Here is a 13075-nt window from a genome sequence, read left to right on the forward strand (position 1 = left end):
ATTTCCTATGATCAGGAGCTTTCATTACATTCATTAATCCTGCTTTTTTTAACCTTCGAAAAAAAATTAGCTTTAAAACTTCAAAAAAAGATACCACAAAAATGTTTTTCATGACATAAAGGCATAAAATATGCTGATATTTAAGCATATAACTTTAAATTGTATTGTCATGAGAAGTTTATTATGGTTAATCGCCGTCATTTGTATTGCCGTTTGGCTTTTAGGAATTGCAGGAATTATTCCGGGAATTAGTACTGGTTATTTGATACACATTCTGTTGGTTATCGCAATCATTGTGATACTTTACAACATTATTACCGGAAGAAAACCTCTTGATTAGAATTGAGTTTCTATGTATTTTTAGATTATAATCAACACCATAAAGAATAACGATTCGTCTTTTTATCGATCTTAAGGCAAAAATAATGATGCCCTGGACTTCATTATAATTGAAAGTAACTTCCTGCTTTTTTCCTCCAACTTCCAATCTTTTTACCGGACTTCTTTACCCCGAATTCAGGTGATTTTAATTCAAAATGCACAACGCGTTATAAATCTATTGTTTTATAACATGTTATTTTTAACTACATTTGATGTGTTGAAAATTCTTTTTGTTCAATTCTGCGTATGAACAAATAGTACTGCATTTATTAAAAATTTTAAATAATTTATGGAAAGACCGCTTATTCTGGTTACTAATGATGATGGAATTACAGCTCCTGGTATCAGAAATCTTGTAAATTTTATGAATGAAATCGGAGAAGTAGTTGTTGTAGCACCCAACTCTCCTCAAAGTGGAAAAGGCCACGCTATTACCATTAATTCTACCTTAAGCTACGAAGAAGTTACCCTTGAAGGCCCACAAACAGATTTTTCATGTAGTGGAACCCCTGTAGACTGCGTAAAGATGGCTCTTGATAAAATCTTGAAAAGAAGACCGGATATTGTTGTTTCAGGAATAAACCATGGTGCTAATTCTTCTATCAATGTGATCTATTCAGGAACGATGTCCGCCGCTGTAGAAGCAGGTGTGGAAGGAATTCCTGCCATCGGATTTTCCCTTTTAGACTTTAGCTGGGAAGCTGATTTTACACAGGCTAAAGAATATATTCAGAATATTGTGAGAAGAACTCTTGAGAGACCTATGCCTAAAGGTATTGTTCTGAATGTTAATATTCCTAAACTTCCTGCTGAAGAAATCAAAGGAGTAAAAGTTTGTAAACAGGCCCATGCAAAATGGGAAGAAAGCTTCGATGAAAGAGTGAATCCACATGGTAAAAAATACTACTGGTTAACAGGATATTTTAACAATATGGATGATTCTGAAGATGCTGATGAAACTGCATTGGCCAACGGATATATTTCTATTGTTCCTGTGAAGTTTGATCTTACGGCATATGAGTATATCAATACTTTGGAAGAAGTAATGACTTTTGATACTGTAAAAGAATAAATAATACTGTTATGTAAAGACAGAAAAAGCGTGAAATTTGATTTCACGCTTTTGTTCTTTATTTCTCGCAGATTGAGCAAATAACGCAGATTTAATCTATTTTGAAATCATTTATATGCTAAAAATTAAATTCTTTGATGAACAGATTTTCGCAGATGAAAACAGATGCTTGTGCTTAAAAAATGCAGAAATTAATTAAGAGCAATATTTATTTCTGTTTTAAAATAATACCTTATCTTCCTTCCTCAGTTCTTCCAAATAGCTTTTCTTATCATCGCGGTAGAAAAGGTTCATGGTTTCAAATGGAATTAGCTTCAAATCTTTATTAACGATATGGACGCAGGACTTCTTTACAGCACGAACATCAAAATCATGGGCATCCATAAAATTCATAATGATGATCCTGAATAAATTATCATAATCTAAATTGGGAGCACATACCTCTGGTAAACAACACAATAACTGGTTAACCTTAGGTTTTACTTTATCTACAGAAATTCCTGTACTGAATATATCGAGTAACTGCATATGAAGACCAGTATCCTGTTCATACACAATAGTATTTCTTGATTCATTATTTAAAAGATCGGCAGGATTAATGTATCGCGTTAGAGGAATTGTCTCTCCTTCAAGTTTTAATATATATCCCATGGCCAATGCATCAGGATTACAAGGCACCGGTATAATATCATCCGAATTCAAAAGTGGAAACTGATTGATAATCTCCTGTCTTACTTCCGTTAAGGTAATTTTCTCATGAGCAGAATCTTCTCTGTTTCTTCCCGCAATTTCTACCGGCTGGAAGGTGATCCCCCTCACACATTTCTGCCTCAGGGCAAATTCGATAATCTTCCCAATTTCGTCTATATTTTTATCTTTTTGAAGGACAATCACCAAAGTTGTGGAAAGGTTAAGCTCATTCAATTTTTCCAGAGCCTTCATTCGAACTGCTGTCAGATCTTTTCCTCTGAAATCTTCAAGAACTTCCGGTTTAAAAGAGTCAAACTGGAGATACACTTCAAATTCCGGGGCATATGTCGCCAGCTTTTCTGCAAAACCAGGATCATTAGCAATTCTTATCCCATTGGTATTTAACATCAAGTGTTTAATAGGCTTTGACTTTGCAATATCCATAATTTTGAAAAACTCAGGATGGATGGTAGGTTCTCCTCCACTGATTTGGACAACATCCGGCTCGCCTTCATTTTTCACAATAACATCAAACATTGCTTCTATTTCTTCCAGACTTCTATGACTACCATAATGTGGAGAAGACATGGCATAGCAAGTAGGACACGTTAAATTGCAACGATCTGTCACTTCCACAATAGAAAGACAGCTATGTTGCTCATGATCTACACAAAGGCCACAATCATAAGGACAGCCATATTCTACATCAGTACCGAAATGAAGAGGCATTTCCGATGCTTTATTATAGTTTCGTATATTTTTATAATAATGGACATCAGAAGCTATTTTCGTTTTAAAAAAACCATGATCCGGACATCTCTTAGTCATGAAAACGGCTTCGTCTTCTATAATAATTTTTGCGCCTACCCTTTTAAGACATTCCGGGCAAAGACTTATTGTATAATCGTAATAGGTATAATTTCGTATTGGCATAATTAAGTTTTAAAATCCTCCACCACAGATATATCCGCTGATTAATCCACAGATTAAAAGGCAGATAATCATGGTTAATCCAAATTGTTTTTTGCTGAATTTCCTTCCATCTTTTCCTTCATAAATTATTTTGACAATAAAACTCACGATGACAGAAAAAAATATGGCTCCTAAAGCGAACATTCCAACAATGGCAATAACTACGCCCATAAGGTCACCACCTTCCAAAAAGGTTAAAGTTTTCATTTTTAATATTTTAAATTTAAATATTGGGTGTTTTTGATAGCATAAATGTAGTAAATAATTACACATATACATACAAGCTGAATGGTTCCAAGATTTCCTACAATCTCAATTCTGGGCTTCATAAAGTCTAAAATAAACCGGAAAATAAAATAACTCAACATAAATAATTGAAAAATAAACCCTGATGGATATTTTCTCTGATGCTGAATATATTTGAGCCCTATCCATAAAATGATTAAAAAGCCAATTTCATAAAGCGCAACCGGATGTCTCAGATACTTATCTCCCAAATGCATTCCAAAAATTGAATCAGTAGGAATACCGTATGTTTCTTCATAAATGCCGGTAAGAAAACATCCAATCCTACCAATAATGATCGCAAATAGTAGCGGGAAAACGATCAAATCTCCTGTACTTTCCTTATGATGTACCACTTTTTTAGCCAATTCTACTCCGATGAGCCCAAAAGCCAGACCTCCTACAATCGTATTATTCGACCAAAATTTCTGAAAACTGAAATGTTCAAATAAAGCATAGGGACTTTCCAGATTTCCAATGAGCTTTGAACCTAATAAGGCTCCTGCTGTTGCACCTATTAAAACGGCAGCAGAGGTATTAAAAGATAGTTTTTCTTTAGATTTTCTCTTCAGGTAAAAATAATATCGCATTCCCAAAAACATTCCAACAGCCTCAAAAAGAGGATGAGCAAGGATGGTTTTACCGAAAATATGAAAGGTTACAGGAAATTCCATGGCTTCAAAAATAATCCATTTCAGAATATTTACTAACTTTATTCTGATAAATAATTACAAAATGCGCATAGAATATGACATAAAATTGGGATTTAAGGATGTAATGTTCCGCCCTAAACGTTCTACCTTGAAATCCAGATCAGAAGTAGATTTAGAGAGAGAATTTACGTTTAAACATACCCAAAAGAAATGGAGCGGCGTTCCAATTATTGCTGCGAATATGGATACGGTAGGCACTTTTGAAATGGCCGTAGAGCTTGCCAAAGATAAAATCATTACGGCAGTTCACAAACATTATACTGTTGAAGAATGGAGCCAATTCCTACAAAGTCAGCCTGAAAACATCCATCAATATATTGCCTTGAGTACAGGCACCGGAAAAACTGATGAAGAGAAAATCAGACAAATCCTCGAAAAACATCCAAAAATAGAGTTTCTCTGTATAGATGTTGCCAATGGTTATTCGGAACATTTCGTTGAATTTGTGAAGAGAGCAAGGGCTAATTTCCCGGATAAAATTATTATAGCCGGAAACGTTGTTACGGGAGAAATGGTTGAAGAACTTCTTTTGGTAGGTGCTGATATCATTAAAGTTGGAATCGGACCGGGTTCAGTTTGTACCACTCGTGTTAAAACCGGAGTAGGATATCCTCAGCTTTCGGCGATTATAGAATGTGCAGATGCAGCACACGGCCTGGGAGGTCATATTATTGCAGATGGAGGTTGTAAAGTTCCGGGAGATGTTGCCAAAGCCTTCGGAGGCGGAGCAGATTTTGTTATGCTAGGCGGAATGTTTGCCGGTCATGATGAAAGTGGCGGGGAAATGATTGAAGAAAACGGCAAAAAATATCGTTTATTCTACGGAATGAGCTCTAAAACGGCAATGGATAAACACTCAGGAGGTGTAGCAGAATATCGTGCTTCTGAAGGAAAAACAGTGAAAGTGGCTTATAAAGGTTCTGTTTCAGAAACGGTAAAAGATATATTAGGCGGAGTTCGTTCTACCTGCACTTATGTAGGAGCTTCCAAATTAAAAGAACTTTCCAAGAGAACCACATTTATTAGGGTTCAGGAACAGGAAAACCAGGTTTTTAACGGATAAGACTTTTTCTCGCTGATGTAAGACCTTCTCTTCATCAAGTTAAAGAGATAAACAAAGAAATAGGCTGTACATTTTGTACAGCCTACTTATATTTTTAAGTTAACATTCCTCCGTCAACGTTTAATGTCTGTCCGGTAATGTACGATGCCATATCACTTCCTAAGAAAACGCAAGCATTAGCTACATCAGCAGGTTGTCCTCCTTTTTTCATTGGAATTCCTTCTCTCCACTCCTGAACTATTTTCTCATCTAAAACAGCAGTCATTTCTGTTTCAATGAATCCTGGAGCAATTGCATTACATCTGATATTTCTAGAACCTAGTTCCAACGCTACAGATTTTGTAAATCCGATAACACCCGCTTTAGAAGCTGCATAGTTTGCTTGTCCGGCATGCCCTTGGATACCCACTACTGAAGTCATGTTAATGATAGATCCTGATCTTGCCTTCATCATCGGCTTGATAACCGCTTTTGTAAGGTTGAAAACTGAATCTAAGTTTACTTTCATTACCTGATCCCAATCTTCTTTAGACATTCTCAATAACAAATTGTCTTTTGTAATCCCGGCATTATTTACCAAAATATCAATCTGCCCAAACTCTGTCATTACTTCATCAATCAATTTTTGAGCGGCATCATAATCTGAAGCATCAGATTGATATCCTTTGATTTGGGTTACAGAACTTAAAGCTGCTTCTAATTCTTTAGCTTTGTCTACAGAACCGGCATAAGTAAATGCTACTTTAGCTCCCTGTTGAGCAAACATTTCAGCAATACCTTTCCCGATTCCTCTTGTAGCTCCGGTAATTAGTGCTACTTTTCCTTCTAATAGTTTCATATCTCTTGACGATTATTTTTTTATAACTCATTCAGCTTGTGACAGCTGACTCACTAGTACATATAATTCCTTTTCAGGATTAAACGGTTTGCAAAGATATTATAAATTGTTATTCAATACATTTAAATCATTAAAATACTGAACTTTTTTTGATTATTTCCTTATTTTTTATCAAAACCTGGGCATGTAATTTCTATACCTGGTGAAATAAATGAAGTCAGATTTTTTGTTTCTATCCAATCTTAGAACTTCTTTTTGCCAAAAGTATTTATCATAAACAATATCTTTTAAAAGCTCATTCTGAAAGTTTAAAACACCATATTTTCCTTCTTTTTTTACAATAATTTCATTTTCAGCATTTTCAAAAGCAATAATATCTTCGTAAATAAAGGGTACAATTTCCATTCCCTTCCCATCCAGAATACCATAAAGATTGTTGTTGTTCTTACAAACAAGAGGTTTAGAATATTGATTAAGGAGATTAAAGTACTCTACATCTTGTTTTCTTATCATATCAATATCTTTCAATTCAGTCATCTGATGATTAACTACTGAAAATCGATAGTATTGTTCATTCTTTTTAAGAACCAGATTCTCAGGAAAGAAGCCAATAACTTGAACACCTTCATCAATAATATTATGTAGATTAACATCCAGAAGTTTCTCATCACTCCCTTTTTTAAGGTAAATAAAGTTTTTCCCTGAAATGATAAAATTTTTAATGAAATCATACTCTTGAGGAAGAATAATATTCCCCTTTAAATCAACGATTCCAGTCTTTTTCAACTTATCATTATAAACACTGAAAAGGTTATTAAATAAAGGATTTAAATACTTGAAATTACTAGGATAAAGCTTTCCATCGTTCTTACAGAAAACTGTTGTTTTACCATTTTTTACCAGATAAACATATTCTTTTTTTCCAAAATATTCAGGAGTGATCTCATTAAAAATCTCATCTGCAATGATATGTTCTTCTGTATCTACCAATCCGTATTTTCCGGTATTTTTATTTTGAGTGATTACATAAGGATAAGCATTAATATCGCGAACCAGCTTTGAAAACTGATGAAGAGTTTCCCCATTGATTCCTATAATCTCACTCCGCTGGTCTTCATTAATAATTAACGCTCTGCCCTCTTCAAAGCTATAGTCTGTCTTGAATTCTCTATGATTAAGTTGTTGACCATTAAAATCATATAAGAACCATTTTTTATCCCTCAAAACAAAAAATCTGTTCTTTCCTGAAAATCTTATCCTGTCAGAATATGGAATAATTTGTTTTCCTTTATAATCATAAATGGCTTCTTTACCACCTTTGGAAGAAATTATTCTCTCTTTACTCAGCCAATAGGTATTGAAATCCTGTTCATCCAAAGGAATTAATTCATATCCTTTTTGATCAATTATTGCTGATTTTACTCTAGAAATACCCTCTTCTGATCTTAGAACAAACTTATTTTTGAAAATATGGGAAATACTGCCTCTATAAGGAGATTCAAATGTGATTCTACCTAAGGAATCAACAATTCCCTGTTTTTTGGAATCGGAATCATAGGTCGTTCCATACCCTTCCGCATAAGAGTTTACTTCTTTCCCTGTTTTTTTAGAAAGAATGACCTTCATGTATTGATTGGTCTGCCCCATACAAACCGCAGAGCTCAATACGAAAATTAGTTTTTTCAATGAAAATTAAATAGAATTATTGACGATAAGAACAATTTCTCCTTTTAAAGTTTTAGTCTTAGAAAACTCAATTAACTCATTGATTGTCCCTCGTTTAGTCTCTTCAAATTTCTTGGAAATCTCACGACTTAAACTTGCTTTGGTTTCTTCTCCAAAGAATTCTTTGATCTGTTCTAAAGTTGTATTGATTTTGTGCGGACTTTCATAGAGAACAATGGTTTTTTTCTCTTCTGCAAGTTGCTTTAGTTTGGTTTGTCTTCCCTTTTTTTGAGGTAAAAATCCGGCAAATAGAAACTCGTTATTGGGTAGTCCTGAAACAACTAATGCAGGAATCAAAGCCGTTGCTCCGGGAAGGCAGATCATTTCGATATTATTATCAGCTCCGGCTTTTGCCAACAGATATCCCGGATCTGAAATTCCCGGCGTACCCGCATCGGTAATAATGGCGATATTCTGACCGTTTTTAAGATCGGTAATTACTTTTTCCGTTGCCTGATGTTCATTATGTAAATGATAAGATTTTAAAGGCTTGGAAATTTCAAAATGTTTTAAAAGTATACCAGATGTTCTGGTATCTTCACATAAAATATAATCAACTTCTTTAAGGACATTTACTGCCCTGAAAGTCATGTCTTCCAGGTTCCCAACCGGTGTGGGAACAAAATATAGGATTCCGCTCAAATTTATAAGAATTTATTTTCTACCAATATCCAAAGCCTCTGGGCATATTCGTCTACCTTACTCCATTTTCTTTCATAATAAAGATCACTCAGGTATTCTTTTGCTTCTTCCAATGTTTTAAACTGGTTCAGATGGGCTACCGTTTCATTAAGATCTGCCTGACTTCCTTCAAACAACATTTTAGAAAAGGCAATTCTATCATTCAAATCCAATTTAAACTCCGGTTTTTGCTTCTCAGCTTCCATAAAATTGGTAGGAATATTGGATTTCAAAATACTTCCGTTATCCTCTTTTATTGGTAAAGCTTGTTTTTCCTTTGGAATTTCTCTTTCCAGATGATCATCGTCAAAAAGCGTCTGAACAGCTTTTAATCCTTTGATATTGGCTAATTTTATTTTTTTATCGTGATTGTATTCATCAAGGTTTTCAAAACTTTCATCGGAAGCATGTTTTTCTGTTTCTTCCGGAATCGGTTTATCTATTTCTACAATCTTTCTTCTGTCATATACTTCTGCAAGGATACTTTCCTCCTTTTTTTCTTCTGCAGAATGATCATTCTTGATGTCGCTCAGAATATTTTCTACATTGGAGGTTTCTGTGGCCATTTCTCCTTGTTCTGTCGAAGTATTGGATGAAATATACTGTTCTTCATTTTCTTCAATCAGCATTTCATCATCCAGCATTTCTGTGTCGAAAATACTCGGAATAGTTTCTGTAGCTTTTACTTCTTTTGCATCATTTACCGAAGCATAATCTATTTCTTTATGGGTATCAGCAGCAGATTCTTCATCATCAATTTCATTTAACTGATTATTGAATAATGCTTCTTCTTCAGTGACTGCATTCAGGAACATATCTTCATTGATATCTTCATCAGAATCAGGTTTTGCTTCGGAAAGAATTTTTTCTTCATCTACAAAACTTAAAAGAGCATCTGAATTCGCCGGATGTTCAGTTTCATGATGAGCATTATCTTCGCTATTTTCATCGCGGTTTTCTTCTACGAAGCTTATAATATTCTCATGGAATTCATTTTCAACAATATCATTTAACTGATTGTTAAAAGCTGCTTCTTCATCCTCGGCTGCATGAGCAAAATGATCATTTTCATGTTCATCAATTTCATTCAGTTCATTATTGAAAATAGCTTCTTCTTCAGTGACTTCATGATGAGATTCGTGATGCTCCGGTTCTCCGGAAACGAAAGAAACCTGATGATTTTCCAAATGCTGAGCAGGATCATCTGCTACGAAATATTCTATATTTTTTTCCAATAATTTCAAAAAAGAAATCCTGTTAGCAAGCTCATCTACAAGATCTTGCTTGGAAAGTAATTCGTCTACATTATTTATTTTGTCCAGATTATCAATGATATTCATGGATTCAAAAAAAATCTTTTCCTTTAAATCTTGGATATTTTGCATAATAAGATTCTTATTAAAATTGCTTACTTTTGATGTTAAAAATATACGGCTAATTTAACAAATGTTTTTAGAAAATACAATTAATCATTCCAAACAAAGCGGTTGGATGGAAGTGATCTGCGGCTCTATGTTTTCGGGTAAAACTGAAGAATTAATAAGAAGATTAAGGAGAGCAGAAATGGCGGGGCAACATGTAGAAATTTTTAAACCGAAACTGGATACACGCTATTCTGAAGAGGATGTTGTTTCTCATAATCAGAATAAAATTCGTAGTACTGCAGTAGAAAATCCTAATGAAATTCTGTTGCTGGCATCCAATTGTGATGTGGTAGGAATTGATGAAGCACAATTTTTTGATGAAAGCATTGTTGATATTGCCAACCAACTTGCCAATAGTGGTGTAAGAGTAGTTGTTGCCGGATTAGACATGGACTTTTTAGGACGTCCTTTCGGACCAATGCCTAATTTGATGGCTACAGCTGAATATGTTACAAAAGTGCATGCTATTTGTAAGAGAACAGGTAATCTTGCCAATTATTCCATGAGAACTTCTCAAGGAGATAATCTGGTGGAATTGGGAGAAACAGAGAGCTATGAAGCGGTAAGCCGTCGTGTTTTTATAGACGAGGTGCTTTCAAAAAGGAAATAACCAGCAAAAAAGCCGAGAATACACCAACCAATAAAATATATTCACAATATAAATGAAAAACGAAAAAGCAATTTTGTAAAATCTTGAAAAAAGAATTGGCATAAAATAACTGACGACTTTTCCGATTTTACCTTTTTGCAATTTCGCCTAAAAATAAAGCAGAAAGGGTATCAATGAACTATACAGTACAACAAATTGCAGAAATCACCAATTCACAGGTAATTGGTGACAGCGATATTATGATCAAAAATATAGCTTATGACAGCAGGATTATTTATTCTATAAAAAATACGGCGTTTATTGCTATTAATACTCATAAAAATTCCGGAGAAAAATTTATAGAATCTGCTATTGACAGAGGTATTAATGTCATTATTTCTGAACATCACTATCCCCAATTTGAAAATACAACATGGCTTATTGTTAAAAATGCTGTAGATTTTCTTCAAAAATTAGCAAAATATCATTTCGAAAATTCACATTTAAAATCTATAGGAATTACAGGAAGCAATGGGAAGACTATTTTAAAAGAATGGCTTTATCAATGTTTATGGAATGAATTTCCTACTGTAAAAAGTCCCAAAAGTTTTAATTCACAAATTGGCCTTCCCCTTTCTCTTCTTCAAATTAACAATACCCACCAACTGGGAATCTTTGAAGTTGGAATTTCGAAGCCTCACGAAATGGAGAAGCTCGAAAATATTTTCCATCCTCAGATTGGATTGCTTACCCATATCGGAACAGCGCATGCTGCTAACTTTTCTTCCGAAGAAGAATTGATTGATGAAAAGATTAAACTTTTCAAAGACTCTGAAATTATCATTTATAATGGTGACCATTCTGTAGTTGACGAAAAAATAAAAAAATTATATTCTGATAAAAAATTAATCTCTTACGGTTTCAAAAAAGAAAATAATGTTTTCATCAAAAGCAATATTTCCAAAGATGAAAATATTGTAGTGGAATATTTTGGTGAAGAAATCAGTTTTCCGGCCCATCAAAGAGACGAAGCTACATTAACCAATGCTCTGGCGCTTATCACAGTCTTAAAGGAGCTGAATATCCAAAATAAAAAGATCATCGAAAAAATCAACCTTTTAAAGGCCGTCGAAATGAGGCTTGAAGCGATCGAAGGAAATAAGGGGAATATTATCATCAATGATTCTTTTAATCTTGATCTCGATTCTTTGAAAACGGCCATGCAATTTTTAAACGAATATAATAAACCAAAGAAATCTTTAGTCTTAACAGACATTGTTGGCGTCAATGCCAATTCAAAAGAACTCTATGAAGAGGTTTCCGAATTGGTCAACGAACAACAATTTGAGTCGGTTTTCTTAATCGGCAACGAAATATCAAAGTTTAGTGAGTTATTTAAAACTAAAACATACACTTTCATTGACACTAAAGAACTCATAGAAAGTAAGCATCTTACAGAGATAGAAAATCAAATTATTCTGTTGAAAGGTGCCAGAAAATTTGAAATAGAAAAACTCAAGGATATTCTTGAGCTTAGAAAACATGATACGGTATTGGAAGTAAACCTTAATGCGATACTCCATAATATCAATTACCATAAATCTTTACTGAAACCTGAAACCAAAATGATGGCCATGGTAAAAGCGAATGCATATGGTTTGGGCAGTTATGAAATATCAGAATTTCTGCAACACCATCATATAGATTATCTGGGAGTAGCTTATGTGGATGAAGGTGTTGAACTCCGTAAAAAAGGAATTACCACCCCTATTATTGTGATGAATCCTGAACAGCACAGCTATCAGACTATCATTGAATATAATCTGGAGCCGGAAATTTATAGCTTTAGAGTCCTCGAACTATTTTATGAAGCAGTTCAAAAATCAGGATATGATAAAAAATACCCGATCCATGTTAAACTGGAAACAGGAATGCACCGTCTTGGTTTTAAAGATTTTGAACTAGATCAACTCAGTGAAACTTTACGTGATAAAAATCTGAAAGTACAAAGCCTTTTCAGCCATTTATCATCTTCCGATATGCCGGAGGAGAAAGAATTTACTTTAAAACAGTTTGAATTTTTTTCAAAAACTTCAAGTTATTTAATAGAAAAATTAGGCTACTCTCCTATTCGACATATTTTGAATTCTTCAGGAATTACAAGTTACTCGGATCATCAATATAATATGGTAAGGATTGGTATCGGAATGCTGGGAGAATCACCGGATGCCGAAATTCAAAAACAACTGCAATCCGTTGTAAGTTTTAAAACCGTAATTTCACAAATTTCTTTGGTTGAAAATGGAGAATCCGTAGGCTATAGTAGAAGATATAAGGCAGATCATCTTACAAAAATAGCCACCGTTCCTGTCGGATATGCTGATGGAATCCCAAGGCTCATCGGAAACCAGGTAGGAAACCTTGGAGTTCATAAGACTTTAGCTCCAATTGTTGGAAATATATGTATGGATATGATGATGATCAATATCGATAATATTCCATATGTTAAAGAAGGTGATACCGTAACGGTATTTAATTCAAAACCAAGTTTAAAAGAATTTGCAGGCTACTGCAAGACAATAACCTATGAAGTATTAACCTCCATTTCACCTCGTGTGAAGCGGATTTATATAAAAGATTAA

The 13075-nt window shown here is 34.1% G+C and carries 12 protein-coding genes; 5 read left to right on the plus strand and 7 right to left on the minus strand.

The genetic code is table 11. The features are described 5' to 3' along the window. The first annotated feature begins 169 nt into the window (after positions 1-169). Together CW752_RS16720 and surE are read left to right on the plus strand one after the other, a co-directional pair. The gene (locus CW752_RS16720) at positions 170-340 is read left to right on the plus strand and encodes a lmo0937 family membrane protein (RefSeq protein ID WP_117614361.1); all 171 of its coding nucleotides are present in this window, start codon (positions 170-172) and stop codon (positions 338-340) included. Between the two features lie 330 nt (positions 341-670). Continuing rightward, positions 671-1453: a 5'/3'-nucleotidase SurE gene (surE, locus tag CW752_RS05635; protein WP_101238780.1), complete on the plus strand. Its 783-nt coding sequence runs from the start codon at positions 671-673 to the stop codon at positions 1451-1453. 219 nt (positions 1454-1672) lie between these two features. Here surE and CW752_RS05640 read toward each other — a convergent pair whose 3' ends face one another. Genes CW752_RS05640 through CW752_RS05650 form a run of 3 tightly spaced genes read right to left on the minus strand, consistent with a single transcriptional unit; the run spans position 1673 to position 4074 of the window. Further along, complete coding sequence (locus tag CW752_RS05640; protein ID WP_101238781.1) at positions 1673-3076, minus strand: radical SAM protein; 1404 nt, start codon at positions 3074-3076, stop codon at positions 1673-1675. A gap of 9 nt (positions 3077-3085) precedes the next feature. Next, a complete protein-coding gene (locus tag CW752_RS05645) occupies positions 3086-3322 on the minus strand; it encodes a hypothetical protein (protein ID WP_101238782.1) in 237 nt (78 codons plus the stop codon). 2 nt (positions 3323-3324) lie between these two features. Further along, positions 3325-4074 carry a prolipoprotein diacylglyceryl transferase gene (locus tag CW752_RS05650; protein WP_101238783.1) on the minus strand — a complete coding sequence of 250 codons (750 nt, stop codon included), beginning with the start codon at positions 4072-4074 and terminating at the stop codon, positions 3325-3327. 61 nt (positions 4075-4135) lie between these two features. Between CW752_RS05650 and CW752_RS05655 the strand changes: the two genes are divergently transcribed. Beyond that, a complete protein-coding gene (locus tag CW752_RS05655) occupies positions 4136-5176 on the plus strand; it encodes a GMP reductase (protein ID WP_101238849.1) in 1041 nt (346 codons plus the stop codon). A gap of 94 nt (positions 5177-5270) precedes the next feature. On the opposite strand, the gene fabG is transcribed toward CW752_RS05655, so the two are convergent. From fabG to CW752_RS05675, 4 genes are all read right to left on the minus strand, one after another. Then, the gene (fabG, locus tag CW752_RS05660; RefSeq protein WP_101238784.1) at positions 5271-6014 is read right to left on the minus strand and encodes a 3-oxoacyl-[acyl-carrier-protein] reductase; all 744 of its coding nucleotides are present in this window, start codon (positions 6012-6014) and stop codon (positions 5271-5273) included. Positions 6015-6185: 171 nt separating this feature from the next. Then, positions 6186-7700, minus strand: a complete 1515-nt coding sequence (locus CW752_RS05665; protein WP_133121656.1) for a WG repeat-containing protein — start codon at positions 7698-7700, stop codon at positions 6186-6188. Positions 7701-7706: 6 nt separating this feature from the next. After that, a complete protein-coding gene (gene rsmI, locus CW752_RS05670) occupies positions 7707-8381 on the minus strand; it encodes a 16S rRNA (cytidine(1402)-2'-O)-methyltransferase (protein ID WP_101238786.1) in 675 nt (224 codons plus the stop codon). A gap of 2 nt (positions 8382-8383) precedes the next feature. Beyond that, positions 8384-9805, minus strand: a complete 1422-nt coding sequence (locus CW752_RS05675) for a hypothetical protein (protein ID WP_101238787.1) — start codon at positions 9803-9805, stop codon at positions 8384-8386. A 61-nt stretch (positions 9806-9866) separates the two neighbouring features. Here CW752_RS05675 and CW752_RS05680 point away from each other — a divergent pair, with 61 nt between their 5' ends. Both CW752_RS05680 and CW752_RS05685 read left to right on the plus strand, forming a co-directional pair. Beyond that, the gene (locus tag CW752_RS05680; protein WP_101238788.1) at positions 9867-10454 is read left to right on the plus strand and encodes a thymidine kinase; all 588 of its coding nucleotides are present in this window, start codon (positions 9867-9869) and stop codon (positions 10452-10454) included. 173 nt (positions 10455-10627) lie between these two features. Further along, on the plus strand, positions 10628-13075 hold the full coding sequence (locus CW752_RS05685; RefSeq protein ID WP_101238789.1) for a bifunctional UDP-N-acetylmuramoyl-tripeptide:D-alanyl-D-alanine ligase/alanine racemase: 2448 nt from the start codon (positions 10628-10630) through the stop codon (positions 13073-13075).

The sequence above is a fragment of the Chryseobacterium sp. PMSZPI genome, assembly GCF_002835665.1.
In the GTDB taxonomy this organism is placed as follows: Bacteria; Bacteroidota; Bacteroidia; order Flavobacteriales; family Weeksellaceae; genus Chryseobacterium.

Bases quoted from the DNA above. Each gene is read 5' to 3' on its own strand.
- CW752_RS05640 (WP_101238781.1), bottom strand. From the start codon at position 3,076: ATGCCAATACGAAATTATACCTATTACGATTATACAATAAGTCTTTGC.
- CW752_RS16720 (WP_117614361.1), top strand. From the start codon at position 170: ATGAGAAGTTTATTATGGTTAATCGCCGTCATTTGTATTGCCGTTTGG.
- CW752_RS05675 (WP_101238787.1), bottom strand. From the start codon at position 9,805: ATGCAAAATATCCAAGATTTAAAGGAAAAGATTTTTTTTGAATCCATG.
- CW752_RS05650 (WP_101238783.1), bottom strand. From the start codon at position 4,074: ATGGAATTTCCTGTAACCTTTCATATTTTCGGTAAAACCATCCTTGCT.
- surE (WP_101238780.1), top strand. From the start codon at position 671: ATGGAAAGACCGCTTATTCTGGTTACTAATGATGATGGAATTACAGCT.
- CW752_RS05645 (WP_101238782.1), bottom strand. From the start codon at position 3,322: ATGAAAACTTTAACCTTTTTGGAAGGTGGTGACCTTATGGGCGTAGTT.
- CW752_RS05685 (WP_101238789.1), top strand. From the start codon at position 10,628: ATGAACTATACAGTACAACAAATTGCAGAAATCACCAATTCACAGGTA.
- fabG (WP_101238784.1), bottom strand. From the start codon at position 6,014: ATGAAACTATTAGAAGGAAAAGTAGCACTAATTACCGGAGCTACAAGA.
- CW752_RS05655 (WP_101238849.1), top strand. From the start codon at position 4,136: ATGCGCATAGAATATGACATAAAATTGGGATTTAAGGATGTAATGTTC.
- CW752_RS05680 (WP_101238788.1), top strand. From the start codon at position 9,867: ATGTTTTTAGAAAATACAATTAATCATTCCAAACAAAGCGGTTGGATG.